Here is a 19,150-nt window from a genome sequence, read left to right as displayed (position 1 = left end):
TTTCCGGGGTTAACTCGTTACTGCCCCCTGAAAATTGCTTGGCCCACCCGCGGGTAAGAACCGCGCGGGTGGGCTATTCGCGTTTCTGGGCCACGGTGCGGAAGCCGCGGAGAAGCGTGGCGGCCTCGTCCTCGGCCCGGCCGGGGAACAGGCCCACGGCCAGGCTGCCGTGGTCGGACCAGCCGCAGACCGACATGGCGCCCTCGGAGGTCTTCGTCGCGCCGCATTTCATCGTGCCGCCCAGGTCGCCGGCCGGCACGTCGTGCACCCCGGTGACCGCACCCTGGTCGTCGGCGATCAGGGTGAACGCGGAGTCGAGGTCGTCGCCCGGGCTCCAGATCAGCGCGGTGCCGCCGAAGAACAGCACGCCCTTCTGTGGATCGGCGGCGTCGCGGTAGACGGCGCCGACCGTCTTGTCCAGGTCGACCTCGGCGGACAGGGCGGTGGTGAGGTAGTCGGCGGTGTTGCGACCGTTCTCGCTGTCGTCGACATGGAGCCCGCTGATCTCGGCCGGCGGCGTGAGCGTGGCGTCCTTCTGGGAGTAGATGCGCGCGCCCGTGATGCTGACCACGACGGCGCCGGCGACACCTACGGCCAGCAGGCCGGCGAGCAGGATGGTCCGGGTGCGGGACTTCGGCCTGCTGGCCGGCTCGCTGTCGTCGGAGCCGGTCAGCGGGAACGGGCTGTCGCCCACCTCGATGGGACGGTCAGGCGCTTGACCTGCGTCGACCTGCGCAGATGGCTCACTGGGAGGGGATGTGGTCATGGGGTCGGACTCGGTCGGACCGCTGCTGCGCTCGGACATCGGGGCAGCCTAACAATCCACAGCCACCCGGTTATCCACAACCATGCAATCCCGTGGCCGGCTCCGTACACCACCTCCGTAGAATTGCCGGGTGAGCGAAACAACCCAGACCAGCGCCCCCGACGGCCGTCCCACCGGAGAACTCTCTGCCCAGTACCAGCCGGGTGAGGTAGAGCAGCGGCGGTACGAGTCGTGGGTATCGTCCGGGCTGTTCGTGGCCGACCCCAAGAGTGACAAGCCGGCGTTCTCGATCGTCATCCCGCCGCCCAACGTCACCGGCTCGCTGCATGTCGGTCACGCGCTCGACCACACCATTCAGGACACGCTGTCCCGGCTCAAGCGAATGCAGGGCTTCGAGGTCCTGTGGCTGCCGGGCATGGACCACGCCGGCATCGCCACGCAGAACGTCGTGGAGCGCCAGCTCGCCTCCCAGGGCAAGTCCCGGCACGACCTGGGGCGTGAGGCCTTCGTCGAGAAGGTGTGGCAGTGGAAGGGCGAGTCCGGCGGAGCCATCCTCGGGCAGATGCGCCGGCTCGGTGACTCGGTCGACTGGTCGCGCGAGCGGTTCACGATGGACGACGGACTGTCGCGCGCGGTGCAGACGATCTTCAAGCGGCTGTACGACGACGACCTGATCCATCGCGCCGAGCGGATCATCAACTGGTGCCCGCGCTGCCTGACCGCGCTGAGCGACATCGAGGTCGAGCACACCGACGACGACGGTGAGCTGATCTCGATCCGGTACGGCGCCGGCGACAACGCGATCGTGGTCGCGACCACGCGGGCCGAGACGATGCTCGGTGACACCGCGGTGGCCGTGCACCCGGAGGACGAGCGCTACAAGCACCTGATCGGCACCGAGGTCGAGCTGCCGCTGACCGGGCGGCGGATCCCGATCGTCGCCGACGAGCATGTCGACCCGAGCTTCGGCACGGGCGCGGTCAAGGTCACGCCGGCGCACGACCCCAACGACTTCGAGATCGGGCAGCGCCACGGGCTGCCGAGCATCACGATGATGGACGAACGCGCCGTGGTCACCGTACCCGGACCGTTTGAAGGTCTTGATCGTTATGAGGCCCGGCCGGCGGTCGTGGCGGCGCTGCGGGCGGAGGGCCGGATCGTCGCCGAGAAGCGGCCGTACGTGCACTCGGTGGGGCATTGCTCGCGGTGCAAGACGACGGTGGAGCCGCGGCTGTCGCTCCAGTGGTTCGTGCGGACCGGGCCGCTGGCGCAGGCGGCCGGCGACGCGGTGCGGGACGGGCGGGTGGCGATCGAGCCGGCCGAGCTGGCCAAGCGCTACTTCTCGTGGGTCGACAACATGCACGACTGGTGCATCTCGCGTCAGCTGTGGTGGGGGCACCGGATCCCGGTCTGGTACGGGCCGGACGGCGAGGTCGTGTGCGTGGGGCCGGACGACGCGACGCCCACCGGCGAGGGCTGGCGGCAGGACGAGGACGTGCTGGACACGTGGTTCTCGTCGGCGCTGTGGCCGTTCTCGACCATGGGCTGGCCCGACCGTACCCTCGAACTGGAGAAGTTCTATCCGACGTCGGTGCTGGTCACCGGGTACGACATCCTGTTCTTCTGGGTCGCCCGGATGATGATGTTCGGGCTGTACGCGATGGACGGGAAGCAGCCGTTCGACGTGGTCGCGCTGCACGGGATGGTGCGCGACGGGCATGGCAAGAAGATGTCGAAGTCGTTCGGCAACGTGGTCGACCCACTCGACTGGATCGAGCGGTACGGCGCCGACGCCACCCGGTTCACGCTGGCGCGCGGCGCCAACCCGGGGTCCGACGTGCCGATCAGCGAGGAGTGGTGCCAGGGCTCCCGCAACTTCTGCAACAAGCTGTGGAACGCGACGCGGTTCGCGCTGATGAACGGGGCCACGGTCGCGGGCGGGCTGCCGGAGCAGAGTGAGCTCAACGCCGTCGACCGGTGGGTGCTGTCCCGCCTTCAGCACGTGATCGCCGAGGTGGGCGAGCAGGCGGCGACGTACGAGTTCGCGAAGTTCTGCGACACGCTCTACCACTTCGCCTGGGACGACGTGTGTGACTGGTACGTCGAGCTGAGCAAGCCGGTGCTGGCCGCCGGCGGCGCCGAGGCGGACAAGACGCGGCGGGTGCTCGGGCACGTGCTCGACCAGCTGCTGCGCCTGCTCCACCCGGTGATCCCGTTCGTCACCGAGGAGCTGTGGACGAACCTGACCGGCGAGACGACCGTCGTCACGGCGGCCTGGCCGGCGGCCGAGGCCGGGCGGATCGACGACGCCGCGGAAGATGAGCTGGCCGCGCTGCAGAAGGTGGTGACCGAGGTGCGGCGGTTCCGGTCCGACCAGGGGCTGCGGCCCGGGCAGCGGGTCCACGCCGCGCTCACCGGCCTGGGCAACGTCGGCATCGACACGCACGAGCCGCTGATCCGGTCGCTGGCCCGGCTCGACGCGCCCGCCGACGACTTCACCGCCACGGCGACGCTGAACGTGGCCGGCGGCATCACCGTCGACCTGGACACCCGCGGCACGATCGACGTCGCGGCCGAGCGGGCCCGCCTGGAGAAAGACCGCGCCGCCGCCGAGAAGGAGGCCGCGCAGTGCCGGAGCAAGCTGAACAACGAGTCGTTCGTGAGCAAGGCGCCCGAGCAGGTGGTCACCAAGATCAAGGACCGGCTCGCGACGGCTGAGGCGGATCTCACGAGAATCGCGACGGCCCTCTCGGCGTTGCCACGGTCTGAGGGAGGCTCATCATGAGCGAGTACGACGAGGTTGACGCCGCGCTGCTGAAACGCGGCTTCACCCGGATGGATTTCGACCTCCGGAAGATCAAGGACCTGATGGACGTCCTGGGCAGCCCGCAGCGGGCGTACCCGTCGATCCATCTGACCGGCACCAACGGCAAGACGTCGACCGCGCGCATGATCGACTCGCTGCTGCGGGCGCACGGGCTGCACACCGGCCGCTACACCAGCCCCCACCTGGAGACGATCCGCGAGCGGATCAGCCTCGACGGCGAGCCGATCTCCGAGGAGGAGCTGGTCGCCACCTACAACGAGGTCGAGCCGCTGGCCGAGCTGATCGACTCGCGGGTGACCGAGCCGCTGACCTACTTCGACCTGACCACGGCGATGGCGTACGCGAAGTTCGCCGACGCGCCGGTCGACGTGGCCGTGATCGAGGTCGGCATGGGCGGTGAGGACGACGCCACCAACGTGATCGAGGCGGGCGTCTGCGTGATCACCCCGATCGGGCTCGACCACACCGAGTGGCTGGGCGACACGATCGAGGACATCGCCTGGGCCAAGGCCGGCATCATCCACAAGGACGCCACGGTGATCACCGCGCTCCAGACCGAGGACGCGATGCGGCCGCTGCTCGAACGCAGCGCCGAGATGAGCGCGACGCTGGCCCGCGAGGGCAGCGAGTTCGGGGTGGTGCGCCGGGACATCGCGGTGGCCGGCCAGCTGCTCACCCTTCAGGGTCTGGGCGGCGTGTACGACGAGATCTTCCTGCCACTGCATGGCGCACACCAGGCCCAGAACGCGGCGCTGGCACTCGCCGCGGTCGAGGCGTTCCTGGGCGCGGGCGAAGACAAGCAGCTCGAGCCCGAGGTCGTGCGCGCGGGCTTCGCGCAGGTGGATTCGCCCGGGCGGTTGGAGCGCGTACGCAGCGCGCCCGCGATCCTCCTCGACGGCGCGCACAACCCGCACGGCATGGCGGCGACCGTGGCCGCGCTGGAAGAGGAGTTCTCGTTCCGGCACCTGGTCGCCGTGGTGGCGGTGCTCGGCGACAAGGACGCGTCCGGGCTGCTCGACCTGCTCGAGCCGATCGCCGCGCGGATCGTCGTCACGCGGAACAGCTCGCCCCGGTCGATGCCGCTCGAAGAGCTGAAGCAGGCGGCCGAGGAGATCTTCGGCGAAGACCGGGTGACCGTGGCCGAGAACATGCCGGACGCGATCGAGGAGGCCGTGGTGCTGGCCGAGTCCGACACCGACGGCGAGCTCAGTGGCGTGGGCGTGCTGATCACCGGCTCGATCATGACCGTGGCTGATGCGCGGAAGCTGCTGAAGAGGTGACGTCGGCGCCGGACTCTTCCCCGCCGTCGGATTCCTCTTCGTCTGGGGACCGGCCCTCGGGGCTACGGAATCCGGCGGCGGCGGTGCGCGGGCTGGGGTCGGGCACGCTCATTCTCGAGGCGATCGTGCTGCTGCTGGCGATTCAGCCGATTCGGGTGCTCGGCGGGCATCTGAGCGGGTGGGGGATCGGGGCGGTGGTGGCGCTCGCGGTGCTGTGCGTGGTGGTCGCCGGGAGCATGAAGCGGCGGTGGGCCTGGCCGGCCGGCACTGTGCTGCAGGCGTTGTTGCTGGTCAGTGGGCTGTTTCACTGGTCGCTGGCGGCGGTTGGGTTGATCTTCGGGGCGGCCTGGGCTTACGCGTTGCACGTACGCCGGAAGATCTTGGGTTAAGCCTCTGGTGGCGGCCCGGCCTTTTCTTTTGGCCGGGCCTTTTCTTTTGGCCCGGCCTTTCTTTTGGCCCGGTCTTTCTTCGATCGGGCCGACGTCCGCGGCTCTTGTCCTCAGCGGATGGCGCGCCACTGGGTGATGGCGATGTTGTGGCCGTCCGGGTCGTAGAAGGTGGCGGCCCAGAGCTCGAGCTTGTCGCCGCGGTTGACCGGGCGGGGGCCGTGCAGGAACTTCACGCCCTTGGTCTTGAGTTCCTCGTAGACGGCGTCGACGTCGCCCACCTCCAGGTTGAGGTAGATCAGGCGGCCGATGTCCGGCGACAGCGAGTGGACGGCGCGGAGGACCAGGCGGGTATCGCCCGAGGCCAGGACCGCGCTGCCGGTGCCGGTGTCGATCTGGAAGAAGCCGAGGGTGTCGCGGTAGAAGTCGATCGAGCGGTCCATGTTGGTGACCAGGACCGTGATGCCTACGCCGTGGATCGCGCCGGCCGGACCGGGGCGGGCGCTGGGGTAGGCGGTGATGACCTCTTCGGTGCGCTCGCTCGGTTCGTAGCCTGAGCCCTCCAGGTCTGACCACGGGCGGGTGTTCCTGGCGGCGGGGCGGGCGGTCGCCGAGACGACCACCGGCTTGGGCGAATCGGCCTCGCCGGCCGCGCTGGCCGAATTGGCCGAATTGGCCGGGCTGGCCGGATTGGCCGCGTTCGGGGAGTTGGCCGGGCTCGGGTCGGTCGTCTTCGGGTCGGCCGGGGACGTGATCGGCTCGGCTGAGGCTCGGCTTTCTTGCTGGGCGTTGCTCGATCGGACGTTTGTTGCTGCGGCTGAGGCGACGCCGGCGGCAGCGGCCGCGCCGATCACTGGGCCTGCGCCGGTCTCGCGCGGGGTGTCCGCCGACGTGGGCTCGGATGCCGAAGTCGCGGAGGCCTCCGGCCGTGAGGTGGCCGTGCTGGTGGTGCGCGCTTCGGGCGTCGAGGGCGTGGTCGGACCGGTCGCGGGTGCTCCGCTGGTGGTGGCGGGACCCGGCGTGGGCGCTGCACCGGCGGACGTATGACCCGGCGCGGGTGCTGAGCCTGTGGGGGTGTGGCTCGGCGCGGGTGCTGAGCCTGTGGGGGTGTGGCTCGGCGCGGGGGGTGCGCTCTGGGTGGTGGGGCCGGGTTCGGGTGGGGAGTCCGGGGTGGTGTCTACGCCGGAGATGGTAGGGCGGTCGGTGGGGTCGGCGGCCTCCGCGGCTGCGCGGCGGACCTCCCATGGGGGTGGGCCCGGGTCGTCCAGGAGGTCGTCCAGGAGGGGGTCTTCCAGCAGCGGCTCGTCGGCCAGCGGCTCGGATCGGGTGGCTGCCGGGTCTACGGGGCGGGAGGACTCGGGTGTGCTGCCTGCCACTCGGGGGCCTGGGGTGCGGCTTGTCTCCCAGGGGCGGGAAGCGGCGACGTTGCTGGTGGGTGCGGGGGGTGGTTCGTGGGGGATGCGGCTGGCTTCCCAGGGGCGGGGGGACGTGTCGCCGGTGGCGGCGGCTCGGTCGGCGGCGGCTGCGGCTGCTGTTTGTTCTGGTGGGGTGACCTGGTCTTCCGGTGTGGAAGGGGGGCGCTTCGAGATGGGGATCTCGGTGGGCGGGGTTGCTGGGGTGGCGCCGGCGGCCCAGGAGCGGGGCTCCTCGGGGGCGTCCACCGGAGGGGCTATGAGGTCGTTGTCCAGGCTTCGGCGGGCCTCGGGAGCGAACTCCGGCGGGGGCTGGAGGTCGCTGTCGTCCAAGGGGAGGTCGATGTCCGGGTCGTAGGCGGTGCGCTGCTCGGGGACCACCCCGGCGGGGGGAGGTGGCGGGGTCTCGGCGGACTGGGTGGACGTACCCGGAAGGGGTTCTGAGGGTTTGCGGGGGCGCGGGCTGGGGCGGCGGCGGTCCGATTCGAGGTCCGAGGTTGCGGTGGGTGACTGGGGGGTGTCACTCGCTGCGGTCGGCGGTTCGGCGGCGGCTGCGGAGGGTGACTCTTGGACGGGTTGGTACGCCGGGTGGGTCTGGTCGGTCACGGGGGTGTACGAGGACCTGGCCGGTCGGGGCTCGGGAGGCTGCTCGTAGAACGCGGTGCGCTGGTGAGGGGTGGGCCGGGAGGATTCCGGTTTCGGGACATCTTCTGGTTCGAGAGGAATGTCCGTCTCGGGGTCGGGCGGGGAGTCGGCCTCGGCCCGGTCGGACCTGGGAGGCGCCTCGGCCCTGGACCGGTGGGTCGTGTCTGGATCGGTCAGGTCGGCTGCCCCGACGCCGGACTCTTCTGCTTCGGTCTGGCGGGGCGGCGCCTCGGCCCAGGGAGGAACGTCTGATTCCGCGCGGCGGGGTTCGGGGGCGGTTCGCCAGGGGGCGGGGCCGGCTGCGCGCGGGTCGATGGTGGGGTCGTCGGGGTCGTGGAGCCTGGGCGACGCCTCGGCGGGGGAGGGAGCGTCGGGCCTGGGCGGGGCGTCGGCGGGCGTCGACGGCCTGGGCGGGGCCTCGGCGTAGGAAGGGTCGTCGCGGTGGGGTGGGGCGTCGGCGGGCGGGGGGTCGCTGAGCAGCGGGTCGTCGGTCAAGGGGTCGTCGTCGACCAGGGGGACCGCCGTGGCGTGGGGCTCGGCGTGGTGGGGGCGGCGGGCCGCGCGCTGGGGGAGAACCTGGGGGTTGTCGTCGTGGTCGACGTACTCGCCCTCGAGGACCACGCCGGCGGGGGTTTCGTGGACCACCACCGTGGTGCCGGGGCGTTCCTCGGTGGCGACCGGCGCGGCGGCGGGGGACATGGGCTCGTCGGGGCCGCGGCCCCAGGAGCGGTCCCGGTTCACCCACGGCGGCGGCTCGGGCTCGCCCAGGAGATCGTCGTCGAGGAACTCCTCGAGCGGCTCGGCGGGAGCCGGCGGCGGGGGGTCGCCGTCGTCGGAGCGGTCCTCGACGTCGCCCCACTCGATCTTGCAGCGGCGCATGTCGTCGACGTCCACCGAGATCGGCAGGGTTTCGTTGACTCGGGGCCACTTGCCGATGGGTACGCGCGGGTCGCGCACCAGCACCTCGGTCACGGGGAGTCCGGGCGCCACCACGACCAGCTGGAGCTCGGCCCGCCCGTACGCGCCAGAGGGTGGTGGGTCGGAAATGGCCTTCACCTGACCGTGGCCGGTCACCCAGGCGCGGGCGCCGCGCCGGACCACGTTGACCATGCCCAGGGCGATCGCCAGCGCCAGCAGCGCGGCGCCCAGGGCGACGATCGGCCAGCTCGACAGGCCGAGCCCGAACACCATCACGAACACCGCGAAGGTGCCCAGCACCGCCGCCACGAGCTTGCGCGCCGGCGCGACGGGCCGCCCGGTTTGGTTCGCCACAGTGGACCCCCCTTTTGTCCCTGTCAGGCTATGGCGCGGCAGGGGTGGAGGGAAAGTGCGGTAACCGGAGGTTGGCGGCGTGGCCGGTGTCGGTACCGATAGGCTGACATTCCGCGTGTCGACCATCGGAGGAACCAACCGTGACCAGCCCGTCCGGCGAGCGTTCGCTCGTGCTGATCAAGCCTGACGCCGTGCGCCGGGGCCTGGTCGGCGAGATCATCGGCCGGTTCGAGCGCAAGGGACTCGCGGTCGACGCGATGGTGTTGCGGTCGATGGATGCCGAGATGGCCGACCAGCACTACGCCGAGCACGTCGACAAGGCGTTCTACCCGCCGCTCAAGGACTTCATGACCTCCGGGCCGCTGGTCGCGCTGGTGGTGTCCGGCGACGAGGTGATCGAGGTGGTCCGGGCGATGATCGGCGCCACCGACGGCCGGAAGGCCGCGGCCGGCACGATCCGGGGCGACCTGGCCCTGTCGAACCGCGAGAACCTGGTGCACGCCTCCGACTCGCCCGAGAGCGCCAAGCGGGAGCTCCAGCTCTGGTTCCCCGAGCTCGGCTGACCGGCCGTGCGGGTCGCCGTCCTCGATGACTACCAGCAGGTGGCCTCGGGGTACGCCGACTGGTCGGGCCTCGATGTCACGTTCTTCGCCGGGCTGGGAGCCGGGCTGGGAGCCGGGCTGGGAGCTGATCTGACCCCGTTCGACGTGATCGTGGCCATGCGCGAGCGCACCCCCTTCCCGGCCGAGGTGCTCGACCGCCTGCCCAACCTGCGCCTGCTCGTCACGACGGGCATGAAGAACGCCGCCATCGACCTGGCCGCCGCGCAGCGGAACGGCATCGTGGTCTGCGGCACCAGGTCGGGTCCACCCGGCGCGGTGGTCGAGCTGACCTGGGGGCTGATCCTGGGGCTGTCCCGACACCTGGTCGCCGAGGACCAGCAGATCAGGGCGGGCGGCTGGCAACACACCGTGGGCCTGAGCCTGAGCGGGCGACGGCTCGGCGTGATCGGTCTCGGGCGACTGGGCACACCGGTCGCCGCGGTCGGCGCCGCCTTCGGGATGGACGTGGTGACCTGGAGCCGGAGCCTGGAGAAGGCGGGCGGGATCACCAAGGACGAGCTGCTGGCCACCTCCGACGTGGTGACCCTGCACGTGCCGCTCACCCCGGCGAGCCGGGGACTGATCGGCCGGGCCGACCTGGCCCGGATGAAGCCGTCGGCCCTGCTGATCAACACGTCCCGTGGCCCGCTGGTCGACGAGGCCGCCCTGCTGGAGGCCCTGTACGCGGGCACGATCGGCGGCGCGGGGCTCGACGTGTTCGACATCGAGCCCCTGCCGGCCGATTCGCCCTGGCGCAGCGCGCCCCGGACCCTGCTCGCCCCGCATCTCGGCTATGTCACCGGCGCCACCTACGAGGTGTTCTTCACCGACGCCGTCGAGGACATCCGGGCCTTCGCCGCCGGCCATCCGATCCGCACGCTCGCGTCATCCTGACGGTCGCCCACCTGGGTGGTGGGTGGGTTGCGCTGACCGACGACCCGCCGCCTCCCCCACCCCGGCACTGGGTGGGCCGAGAATCTAGCGCGGGGAAATGACGATCTCGAGAACTGTCCACAGGCACAGGACGCTGCCCTAGGCGTCCGGCAGGTCCTGCTTGGTGGCGATGGCCAGGCGGTTCCAGACGTTGATGGTGACGATGGCCATCAGGAGGTTGCCCAGTTCGGTCTTGTCGAAGTGGCGGGCGGCCTCGTCCCACACGTTGTCGGGGACGCCGTGTTCGCCGAGCTTGGTGACGGCGTCGGTCAGGGCGAAGGCCGCCCGCTCCTGCTCGGTGAACAGGCTGCCGGCCTCGCGCCAGGCCGACACCGCGAACAGGCGCCGGCTCGACTCGCCGGCCTTCTGTGCCTCGGTGGCGTGCATGTCGACGCAGAAGCCGCAGCCGTTGACCATCGAGGCGCGCAGCTTCACCAACTCGTACAGCTGAGGGTCGTTGTTCTGGCGGGCGTAGATCTCCATGCCCAGGACGGCCTGGTAGGCCCCGGGCGCGACATCGTTCATGTTCAGTCGGCTCATGTGAGGGGGACGAGCCGGCTCCGGGGAACGTGACGTGACCGTGGTCACAGGGTGTCCAGGCTGGCCGTACGCCGGGATTCCAGCTCGAAGATCTTGAGCAGGGCGGCCGCGAGCAGCGCCCAGGCCGAGCCGACGAGCACCTCCAGACCGAGCTGCGGCACCGCCTCGGCGAAGGGGGAGCCGGCGGAGAGCAGGCGGGCCGCCGCGGCCGCGTGGGTGATCGGCAGGACCTGCCCGATCGCGGCCATCCACCCGGGCAGGGCCGCGGCCGGCACGTTCACGCCGGTGAGCAGGAGCATCAGGGCCACCGAGACGTTGGAGACCACCCAGACGTCACGGAACCGGAGGCCGAGCGCGCCCAGGGTGAGCCCGAAGAAGCCGCAGGACAGCGATCCGGCGGCCAGCGCCACGGCCAGCCCGGGCAGCGCGGCCGGCGGGATGCGCAGCCCGAGCAGCAACGCGCCCCCGGCCAGCGTGAACACGGCGATGAGCAGGCCGTTCCCGGCGTACGGGAGGGCGCGCCCGAGGAACACCGCGGTCCGGCTGCGTGGTGACAGCAGGACGTGCCCGAGGGTGCCGTAGCGCCGCTCGTTGGAGATCGCCATGGTGCCGCCGAACACGCAGGCCAGCGAGGCCGCGAGCACCGCGTTGCCGACGATGAAGAAGCGGTCGTCGCCGACCTGGAGCTGCCGGCCGAGGTAGGCGAAGAACAGCAGCTGGAACAGCGGCCCGATCAGCAGCGTGCCGACGAACATGCCGGGCGAGGTCCAGTTGAACAGGGCGCGGTAGGCGATCGTGCCGCCGACCGTGAGCAGGCGGATCGTGTTCATGCCAGGGCCAGGGTGGCGGCGGCGCGGGCGCGGCGTTCGACGTGGGTCAGGGCGATCGCTCCCAGGGTCAGGCCGGCGAGGGAGACGGCGGCGCAGATCGCCACGGACGGCCAGACCGGGCCGCCGGTGGTGGCCTCGCGCAGGGCGCGTGCGGCCCAGGTGGTCGGCAGGGCGGCGGCGATCGGGGTGGTCCAGGTGGGCAGGACCGTGATGGGTACGAGGATCCCGGACACCAGCCACACCGGATACTCGAGCGTGTTGGCCAGCGCGTTGGCGTTGCGCAGCAGCACGAACGTGGCCGCGAGCAGCAGCCCGAACATGCCCAGCGACAGGATCACCACGGGCGCCGCGACCGCGAACGCGACCGGGTGGGCGAGGTCGAGCCGGATCCCGTAGAGCAGCCGGCCCCACAGCAGCGTCGCGAGCAGCGCGTAGGTGCCGGTGAGGGCGGTGGCCAGGGTGATCGGCAGCAGCACGAGCACCGGCCGGCGCGGCGCCAGCATGATCATCTCCAGGGTGCCCTGCCAGCGCTGGTTCTGGATGGCGCCGCCCGAGCCGAACAGCACCGAGGACCAGACGCCCATCATCCCGGCGCCGACCGCGGCCTCGAGCAGGCGATCGGCCGAGCCGCCGGAACGGAACAGGTACACCGCCATGGTCGCCTGGACGATCGGGATGAACAGGCTGATGGTCAGCTCGAGCCCCGAGCGGCTGAGCTGTTTCACGTGAAGCAGCGTGCCGACGGTGATCATCCGCAGCGTTCTCATGAGGCGCTGACGATCGCGACGTAGGCGTCTTCGAGCGTGGGCTCCCGGGTGGACACCCGGCCGAGGCGCACGCCCCCGAGCGCGTGCAGCACCTCACCTTGCACGTCCACCCCGGAATCGGACTGGACGGTGAGGATCTGCAGCGCCCCGCGCGCCTCGACCGCGGCCTCCCGCACCCCGGGCAGCCCCTGCAAGCCGGCCACGGTGTCGTCCGGCACCCCGTACGCCTCGACCTCCACCACCCGGCGCCCGTCCGCGTGCCGGCGCAGTTCGGCCGGCGTGCCCAAGGCCTGGATCCGCCCGTCGGCGATCACCGCGATCCGGTCGCAGAGCTCGTCCGCCTCGGCCATGTAGTGCGTGGTCAGCAGCACCGTGGTGCCGGTCGCGGCCAGGTCGGCGACGGTGCGGCGCAGTTCCCGGGCGGCCACCGGGTCGACCCCGATGGACGGCTCGTCGAGGAACAGCACCTCGGGGGAGTGCAGCAGGCCACGGGCGATGTGCAGGCGCTGGCGCATGCCCCGGGAGTAGCCCTCGACCCGTTCCCGCTCGCGGCCGGTCAGCCGGACCAGTTCCAGCAACTCGGCCATCCGCCGCTTCTGGTCGCGGGCCGGCACCCCGTACAGCTCGGCGAAGTAGCGCAGGTTGTCCAGGCCGGACAGCCGGTCGTAGAGGCCGCGGTCGCCGCCGAACACGTACCCGATCCGCCGGCGTACCTCCCGGGTCTCCTGCTCGACGTCGAACCCGCAGATCCGCGCCGTGCCCGAGGTCGGGATCAGCAGCGTGTTGAGCATCTTGATGGTGGTGGTCTTGCCGGCCCCGTTCGGGCCCAGCAGGCCGAACAGCTCGCCGCGGGCCACGGTCAGATCAACACCGCGCACGGCCTCGATCTCGGTGGTCCGGCGCCGGACAAAACCGGTGCGGCTCCGGTACGTACGCCGCAGTCGCGCGGCCTCGATGGCATCCCCCATGGCCCGGGACGGTAATGACGTGAACCGTCCTCAGGAAACGAATTCGGCCGCTCCCGAATCCAGCAGGGTGACCAGCGCGACGCCGGCCGGCTCGAGCCCGTAGAGCACCCGGCGCCCGGCCCGCCGGCGGTGCACGACGCCCGCCGCCTGGAGCGCGCTCAGATGTTCGGACACCGTCGAGGGGGCCAGGCCCAGCGCGGTGGCCAGCCCGGTCGTGGTGGCCGGGCTGGTCAGGGCGCGCAGCACGGTGGCGCGCCCGCGGCCGATCAGGATGGCCAGCCGATCCGCCGGAGCCGATGGCGCGACGCGATCGGCGAGGACGGCGGCGCCCCGGGACTGGTAGGTCACCATGATCACGTCGGGATCGTCGCCGGAACACAGCAGCGCGCCGCGCGAGAAGATCAGCGGGACCAGCAGCAGTCGCTTGTCGAACGCGTCGAAGCTCTGCTCCAGAGGCTTCACCAGGGTGAGGATCGGGCGCTCCCAGAGCACCCGGTCATGCAGCTTGGCCAGCAGCGCGTCCGGCCCGTCGGCGGCCAGCGCCCGGGCCCGGAGCAGCACCTCCTCCTCGAGCGCGGCGCGCATGGCCGGCCAGTACGGCGCCAGCGCCGCCGCCCAGTAGGCGGCCAGCCCGTCGGACAGCCGGGCGAGCGCCGCCGCCCGGTCGATACGGAACGGCCGCAGGATCTCCGGCTCGCCGTCCGGGTAGTGCTTGGCGAACTGTGCCTCGATCACCTCGGCCGGGGTCGCGCGGAGACCGGCCAGCTCTTCGTCGAGGCTCGGCAGGGCGCTCGGCGGGTGTGGGCCGAGGAAGTCGGGCCAGACCGAGCCGAGCCGGAAGTACAGGAGGACCGGCTCGACCGCCGGGTCGGTGCGCAGGATCTCGCGGGCCCGCGCCGCCCAGTCCTGGTACGGCCACGGCACCGGGCCCGGGTTGCGTTCGAGCAGGAAGAGACCGCAGAGCAGTTCGCAGAGCGGGCTGATCGCGATCCGGGTGCGGGCGAGCGTCGGCTCATCGATCTCGATGCGGATCACCCGGACGAGTTTAGGTGCCGTCCATCTTCCGAGGGTGCCCTCGTCACATCGAGCCGATAGGCCATCATCATGACCTCGATCAGGAGAAGGACCCTGCTGCGGGCCGGTCTGGCCGGGCCGGCGGCTTTCGTCTTCGTGCCACACGGGCGGCCGGTGCTGACCCATGGCGTGCAGAGTGGCGACGCGGCGGCCGAGTCCGCCGTGGTGTGGACGAGGGCCGACCGGCCCGGCCGGATGTGGGTGGAGGTGGCCCGCCGGCCCGACTTCCAGGGCGCGCGGCTGGTCCGCGGCCCGGTGCTCACGCCGGACACCGATCACACCGGCAAGGTGCGGTCTGGAACAACCTGGTGACCGAGGAGAAGTCCAAGGTCGCCGAGACCCTCAAGGAATACCGCGGGCAGTACGCCTACAACCTGCTCGACGAGCACTACCGGCGGTTCGCGGCCCAGGTGCCGCAGCTGAACCAGTGGGACGACCACGAGGTGACCAACAACTGGTACCCGGGGGAGATCCTGGACGACGCCCGCTACACCGAGAAGCGGGTGGACGTGCTCGCGGCCCGGGCCATGCGGGCGTACCACGAATGGGTGCCGACGCCCGAGTCGGCGGGAACGGTTTACCGCAAGCTGTCGTACGGTCCGCTGCTCGACATCTTCGTGCTCGACATGCGGACGTTCAAGGACGTCAACGACGGCAACACGTACGCCGACCCGGACCGCGGCCTGCTCGGCGCCGAGCAGCGCGAGTGGCTGATCAACGGCCTGAGGCGCAGCCCGGGGCGTTCGGCCCGAACGCGATGGACGCCACGTTCGGGCCGGAGGTGGTGTTCAGCCACACCCCGCCGGCCGCCAACACCTCACCCGCCCAGGGCTTCCAGCACTTCGGCGAGGTGGAGATCGACGGGCGGAGCAAGGCGTTCACCGTGCACCTGCGCGACCGTGACGGCGTGTCGCTCTGGACCACCACGCTGCCGGCTCCCTGATCCGGTAACCGCAGGTCGAACTCCCGGCCCGGGGTCACCCGGGCCGGGAGATCGGCGCGGACTTTCAGGGTGGCGTGGTTTAGTCTCTTCACGCCCCCTCTACACGTTGTTCCCTCCCGGAGGAACCCGTTGCCGCTGCTCTATTCGTTCGGAAAGATCACCGTCGGTAATGCGATGATCTTGGGCTGGCGGCCGCGTGTCGAAGGCCTGGAGAACATTCCGAAGAGCGGCGGCGCGATCTTCGCGAGCAACCACCTGTCCGTCGCCGACGAGCTCTTCCTCGGCGCGACGGTGCCGCGACACCTGGCCTTCTGGGCCAAGTCGGACTACTTCGACGGCACCGGTCTGCGCGGCCGGTTCAACCGCTTCATCATGGAGGGCCTCGGCGCGATCCGGGTCGACCGGTCCGGCGGCCGGGCCGCGCTGGGCGCGTTCGACGCCGCCATCCCGGCGCTCAAGGCCGGTGACATGGTGGTCGTCTATCCCGAGGGCACCCGCTCGCCGGACGGCAAGCTCTACCGCGGCCGCACCGGCGCCGCCCGGCTCGCCGTCGGCGCGGGCGTCCCGATCATCCCGGTCGGCGTGATCGGCACCGAGAAGATCCAGCCCATCGGTCAGCCGTACCCGAAGCTGGTGGGCTGGGGCAAGGCCACGATCAAGTTCGGGAAGCCGATCGAGGCGGCCGGCCGGCCCGACGACCGCACCGCGTTGCGGGTGCTCACCGACGAGGTGATGGCCGAGATCCAGAAGCTGACCGGCCAGGAGTACGTGTCGCGTTACGCGCCCACCAAGCCGCAGAAGGACGACGACCCAGCCGCCTAGCGCCTGTCAAAAACCTAGGGCGCACGACTGCCGCGGGCCGCCTCCTGCTCGACCAGCTGGTCGAGATCCTTGAGCCGGTCCAGCCCGCGCAACGGCTGACGCATCCGATAGTTGTCGCGCAGCTTCGGCTCGTTGCGGTGCAGGAAGGCCCAGTAACCGGCGGTGAACGGGCAGGCGTTGTCGCCCACCCGCACCCTGGGGTCGTACCGGCAGCCGCCGCAGTAGTCGCTCATCCGGTCGATGTAGGCGCCACCGCCCGCGTACGGCTTGGAGCTCATCCGAGCCGGCGTCGAGATCGGCGAACCATCGGGGTACGCGGCCGGCGGCGCCCAGTTCGTTGGCGCGGCGGTAGCCCGGCTCGAAGTACCAGTAGAGGTGCCAGACGAAGTCGCGCCGGCCGAGGATCTGCCGGACGAAAGCCCTCGACCGAGGCCAGCGGCGCGTCGCCCGCGCGGTGGGCGTCCTCGGCCCGGTGGATCACCTCGATCGGGTCGAGCAGGCTCAGGTTGATCGGCGCCGGGAGCAGGCTGTGCGCCATCCACGGATCACCGGCCAGCATCGCGTCCTCGTACCGGCCGAACGTGGGCAGCCGGTGCTCGACGAAGTGGTTCAGCCGGGCCAGCGCCTCACGCCGGGTCGCCGGGAACAGCCGCGGCCCGTCGCGGCCCAGGAACGTGACGCCGTCCTCGCGTTCCCAGCGGTCCAGGTCGGCGCGAACCTGCTCGTCGATCTCGTCCTCGACGATCTTCGGGGGCTCGGGTACGCCCAGAGCAGCCGTCCTCGGCGGTGGCTCCCGGTTGTCGGCGTCCAGGTTCCACCGGCCGCCGGCCGGCTCGGCCCCGTCCATCAGCACTGGAAGCGGCGGCGCCGGAACACCGCCTTCGACTCGATCAGCAGGACCGGCTGCTCCGGCGCGTCGAGGAAGTGCGGGCCGAGCTGGTCGGCGAACAGCCATCGGGTCACGGGTTTTTTCTACCCGCGGTTGAGCACCGCACTCCGCAGAACCGCGGTGAGATCGGCGCTGTCGGCGATGGAACGCCTGGTCATCAGCACGGTCACCAGGCTGCCGTGGTCGGCCCAGGCGCACACCACGACGGTGTTGCGGCCGGCCCGGCCCTTGCCGCAGCGCTCGTGCACGCCGGTCTCGCCCATGTCGAACGGCCGCACGTCCTCGATGTCGTAGTCCGGGGTGAGCTGCCGGATCTGCGCCTCGACGTCCTGCTCCGGGGTGATCCGCAGGCCGGTGGTGCCGAAGATGGTGACCCGCTTGCCGTTGCCGTCGGCGTAGATGCCGGCGAACGCCTGGCCGCCGTCGCTGAGTTCGGCGGCCAGGCGCTGGGCGGCGCGGCGGCTGGTGGCGTCGTCGCGGCGGTCGAGGTCGGAGACGGAGTCGGGCAGGCTGGCGCTGACCGGGTACTGGCCGGCCGCAGGCCACAGGAAGATCGCCGGGACGCCGGCGCAGAAGACCAGGCTGAGCAGGGCGAACGTGCCCAGGGTGCGCAGCGGGCGGCGCTTCTTGCGCGGCGGCGGCAGGCCCTTCCGGGGCGGGCGCTGGGGTCCCGGCAGGCCGGGCGGGCGCGGCGGGCCGGGCGGCCGCTGGACGACCTGCCGGGCGTATTCCGGCGGGACGGAGGTGGGCCGGGGCTGGACCGGGACGCGGTTGACCGGCGGCGGGGGCTGCTTCTGGGCCCGCTTCGCCTCGCGCTTCTCGGCGCGCGTCGGCTTCGGAGGCGGCGGTGGCGGCAGAGGCGGTGGCGCCGGGGCAGGAGCCGGGGCGGGCGCGTCGATGCGGGTCGGTGGCGGCGCCGGCGCCTCGATGCGGGTCGGCGGCATCGGCGCGGGCGCCGGCATGGGCGCCGGGAGCTGCAGCGGGTCCCAGGGGGTGTCCTGGCCGGCCCACGGGTCGACGGCCGGCGTCGTGCCCCAGTCGTCGTCCTCGTCCGCGGCGGCGGCCGTGCGGCGCGGCCAGAGGGACTTCTTCGGCTGCGGCGGAGGGATGGCGGCCGACCCGCTCCAGCGCGCCGGAGCGTCCACAGTCGAGGGGTCACCGTCCGCCGCGATCCTCGTCGGGTCGGGCGATCGGGCGTCCGGGGGATTCCCGCCCGGCTGATCGGCCATCCGTTCGTATCCTCCTAAGGCTGGGCGTCGCACCCCTGGTGTGACGCCAAACCCCAGGTTATCCGGGGTGTGCCAGGCCTTGGACGGCCGTCGAACCAGACACCGGCTCACAAATGCCGGACAACCTGACCGTCGTGCGGAACGCTCCGGAGTCGTAAGGTGACCCCACGATGAATACGACCGCGCGCAACGCCGTGACCGTGACCGGTAACCCCTCCGGGCAGCCGATCATGTTCGTCCACGGCTACGGCTGTGATCAGAACATGTGGCGCCTCGTCACTCCCGCCTTCGCCGACACCCATCGGATCGTGCTGTTCGACCACGTCGGCAACGGCAAGTCCGACCTGCGGGAGTACGACGAGAAGAAGTACTCCACCCTGAACGGGTACGCCGACGACGTGCTGGAGATCATCGACGAGCACGGCCTGAGCGACGTGGTCTTCGTCGGCCACTCGGTGAGCGCGATGATCGGCATCCTGGCCGCGATCCGCGAGCCCGAGAAGTTCGCCAAGCTGGTGCTGATCGGCCCGTCGCCGCGTTACCTCGACGACGAGGGCTACACCGGCGGCTTCCAGCGCGCCGACCTCGAGGACATGCTCGACTCGCTGGACAGCAACTATCTGGGCTGGTCGAGCGCGATGGCGCCGGTGATCATGGGCCATCCCGAACGGCCCGAGCTGGCCGACGAACTGAAGAACAGCTTCTGCCGCACCGACCCGGAGATCGCCCGGCACTTCGCCCGGGTCACGTTCCTCTCCGACAACCGCGCCGACCTGCCCCGGCTGCGGACGCCGGCGCTCGTGCTCCAGTGCTCGGACGACGTCATCGCCCCGACACCCGTGGGGGAGTACGTGCATGCCCAACTCCCGGGTAGCACACTGGTCTACATGAATGCCACGGGTCACTGTCCCAACCTCAGCGCGCCCGACGAGACGATCGCCGCCATTCGGGCCTACTTGTAGGCA

Annotated in this window: 17 protein-coding genes and 1 pseudogene; 8 read left to right on the top strand and 10 right to left on the bottom strand. The window is 71.3% G+C overall.

Going from position 1 to position 19,150, the window contains the following annotated elements:
- Nucleotides 1–73: 73 nt before the first annotated feature.
- Nucleotides 74–694, bottom strand: coding sequence for a hypothetical protein (locus AB0M54_RS41095; RefSeq protein WP_364320504.1), 621 nt, complete (start codon nucleotides 692–694; stop codon nucleotides 74–76).
- Between the two features lie 202 nt (nucleotides 695–896).
- Between AB0M54_RS41095 and AB0M54_RS41090 the strand changes: the two genes are divergently transcribed.
- From AB0M54_RS41090 to AB0M54_RS41080, 3 genes are all read left to right on the top strand, one after another.
- A complete protein-coding gene (locus AB0M54_RS41090) occupies nucleotides 897–3,551 on the top strand; it encodes a valine--tRNA ligase (RefSeq protein WP_364320506.1) in 2,655 nt (884 codons plus the stop codon).
- Complete coding sequence (locus tag AB0M54_RS41085) at nucleotides 3,548–4,873, top strand: folylpolyglutamate synthase/dihydrofolate synthase family protein (RefSeq protein WP_364320508.1); 1,326 nt, start codon at nucleotides 3,548–3,550, stop codon at nucleotides 4,871–4,873. The genes AB0M54_RS41090 and AB0M54_RS41085 overlap by 4 nt, the downstream gene beginning before the upstream one ends.
- 83 nt (nucleotides 4,874–4,956) lie before the next feature.
- The gene (locus AB0M54_RS41080) at nucleotides 4,957–5,262 is read left to right on the top strand and encodes a DUF4233 domain-containing protein (RefSeq protein WP_364477561.1); all 306 of its coding nucleotides are present in this window, start codon (nucleotides 4,957–4,959) and stop codon (nucleotides 5,260–5,262) included.
- Nucleotides 5,263–5,372: 110 nt separating this feature from the next.
- Here AB0M54_RS41080 and AB0M54_RS41075 read toward each other — a convergent pair whose 3' ends face one another.
- Nucleotides 5,373–8,588, bottom strand: a complete 3,216-nt coding sequence (locus AB0M54_RS41075; RefSeq protein WP_364477558.1) for a VOC family protein — start codon at nucleotides 8,586–8,588, stop codon at nucleotides 5,373–5,375.
- A gap of 140 nt (nucleotides 8,589–8,728) precedes the next feature.
- Here AB0M54_RS41075 and ndk point away from each other — a divergent pair, with 140 nt between their 5' ends.
- Both ndk and AB0M54_RS41065 read left to right on the top strand, forming a co-directional pair.
- Nucleotides 8,729–9,151: a nucleoside-diphosphate kinase gene (ndk, locus tag AB0M54_RS41070; protein ID WP_364320514.1), complete on the top strand. Its 423-nt coding sequence runs from the start codon at nucleotides 8,729–8,731 to the stop codon at nucleotides 9,149–9,151.
- Nucleotides 9,152–9,157: 6 nt separating this feature from the next.
- Nucleotides 9,158–10,084: a D-2-hydroxyacid dehydrogenase family protein gene (locus AB0M54_RS41065; RefSeq protein ID WP_364477555.1), complete on the top strand. Its 927-nt coding sequence runs from the start codon at nucleotides 9,158–9,160 to the stop codon at nucleotides 10,082–10,084.
- A gap of 138 nt (nucleotides 10,085–10,222) precedes the next feature.
- On the opposite strand, the gene AB0M54_RS41060 is transcribed toward AB0M54_RS41065, so the two are convergent.
- From AB0M54_RS41060 to AB0M54_RS41040, 5 genes are read right to left on the bottom strand one after another with little or no spacing between them, the layout of a single operon-like run.
- Nucleotides 10,223–10,648, bottom strand: a complete 426-nt coding sequence (locus AB0M54_RS41060) for a carboxymuconolactone decarboxylase family protein (protein ID WP_364320518.1) — start codon at nucleotides 10,646–10,648, stop codon at nucleotides 10,223–10,225.
- 59 nt (nucleotides 10,649–10,707) lie between these two features.
- Entirely contained in the window at nucleotides 10,708–11,493 is a 786-nt protein-coding gene (locus AB0M54_RS41055; protein ID WP_364320519.1) for an ABC transporter permease, read from the bottom strand.
- Nucleotides 11,490–12,260, bottom strand: coding sequence for an ABC transporter permease (locus AB0M54_RS41050; protein ID WP_364320521.1), 771 nt, complete (start codon nucleotides 12,258–12,260; stop codon nucleotides 11,490–11,492). The genes AB0M54_RS41055 and AB0M54_RS41050 overlap by 4 nt, the downstream gene beginning before the upstream one ends.
- Nucleotides 12,257–13,228: an ABC transporter ATP-binding protein gene (locus AB0M54_RS41045; RefSeq protein WP_364320523.1), complete on the bottom strand. Its 972-nt coding sequence runs from the start codon at nucleotides 13,226–13,228 to the stop codon at nucleotides 12,257–12,259. Before AB0M54_RS41045 ends, AB0M54_RS41050 begins: the two co-directional genes overlap by 4 nt.
- Nucleotides 13,229–13,258: 30 nt before the next feature.
- On the bottom strand, nucleotides 13,259–14,263 hold the full coding sequence (locus AB0M54_RS41040) for an ArsR family transcriptional regulator (RefSeq protein WP_364477552.1): 1,005 nt from the start codon (nucleotides 14,261–14,263) through the stop codon (nucleotides 13,259–13,261).
- A 69-nt stretch (nucleotides 14,264–14,332) separates the two neighbouring features.
- On the opposite strand from AB0M54_RS41040, the pseudogene AB0M54_RS41035 reads away from it, so the two are divergent.
- Both AB0M54_RS41035 and AB0M54_RS41030 read left to right on the top strand, forming a co-directional pair.
- Nucleotides 14,333–15,245, top strand: a pseudogene (locus AB0M54_RS41035) (alkaline phosphatase D family protein).
- A gap of 129 nt (nucleotides 15,246–15,374) precedes the next feature.
- Nucleotides 15,375–16,067, top strand: a complete 693-nt coding sequence (locus tag AB0M54_RS41030; RefSeq protein WP_364477549.1) for a lysophospholipid acyltransferase family protein — start codon at nucleotides 15,375–15,377, stop codon at nucleotides 16,065–16,067.
- A gap of 14 nt (nucleotides 16,068–16,081) precedes the next feature.
- Here the strand turns inward: AB0M54_RS41030 and AB0M54_RS41025 are convergent, their stop codons facing one another.
- The 3 genes from AB0M54_RS41025 to AB0M54_RS41015 form a co-directional block, all read right to left on the bottom strand.
- Nucleotides 16,082–16,345 carry a hypothetical protein gene (locus AB0M54_RS41025; protein WP_364477547.1) on the bottom strand — a complete coding sequence of 88 codons (264 nt, stop codon included), beginning with the start codon at nucleotides 16,343–16,345 and terminating at the stop codon, nucleotides 16,082–16,084.
- Nucleotides 16,342–16,914, bottom strand: a complete 573-nt coding sequence (locus AB0M54_RS41020; protein WP_364477544.1) for a cryptochrome/photolyase family protein — start codon at nucleotides 16,912–16,914, stop codon at nucleotides 16,342–16,344. Before AB0M54_RS41020 ends, AB0M54_RS41025 begins: the two co-directional genes overlap by 4 nt.
- A 125-nt stretch (nucleotides 16,915–17,039) precedes the next feature.
- On the bottom strand, nucleotides 17,040–18,185 hold the full coding sequence (locus AB0M54_RS41015; RefSeq protein ID WP_364477541.1) for a hypothetical protein: 1,146 nt from the start codon (nucleotides 18,183–18,185) through the stop codon (nucleotides 17,040–17,042).
- A 170-nt stretch (nucleotides 18,186–18,355) separates the two neighbouring features.
- On the opposite strand from AB0M54_RS41015, the gene AB0M54_RS41010 reads away from it, so the two are divergent.
- A complete protein-coding gene (locus AB0M54_RS41010; protein WP_364477538.1) occupies nucleotides 18,356–19,147 on the top strand; it encodes an alpha/beta hydrolase in 792 nt (263 codons plus the stop codon).
- Nucleotides 19,148–19,150: the final 3 nt, after the last annotated feature.

Source organism: Actinoplanes sp. NPDC051470 (assembly GCF_040682035.1).
Lineage (GTDB): Bacteria > Actinomycetota > Actinomycetes > Mycobacteriales > Micromonosporaceae > Actinoplanes.
This window is presented reverse-complemented; position numbering and strand designations above follow the sequence as displayed.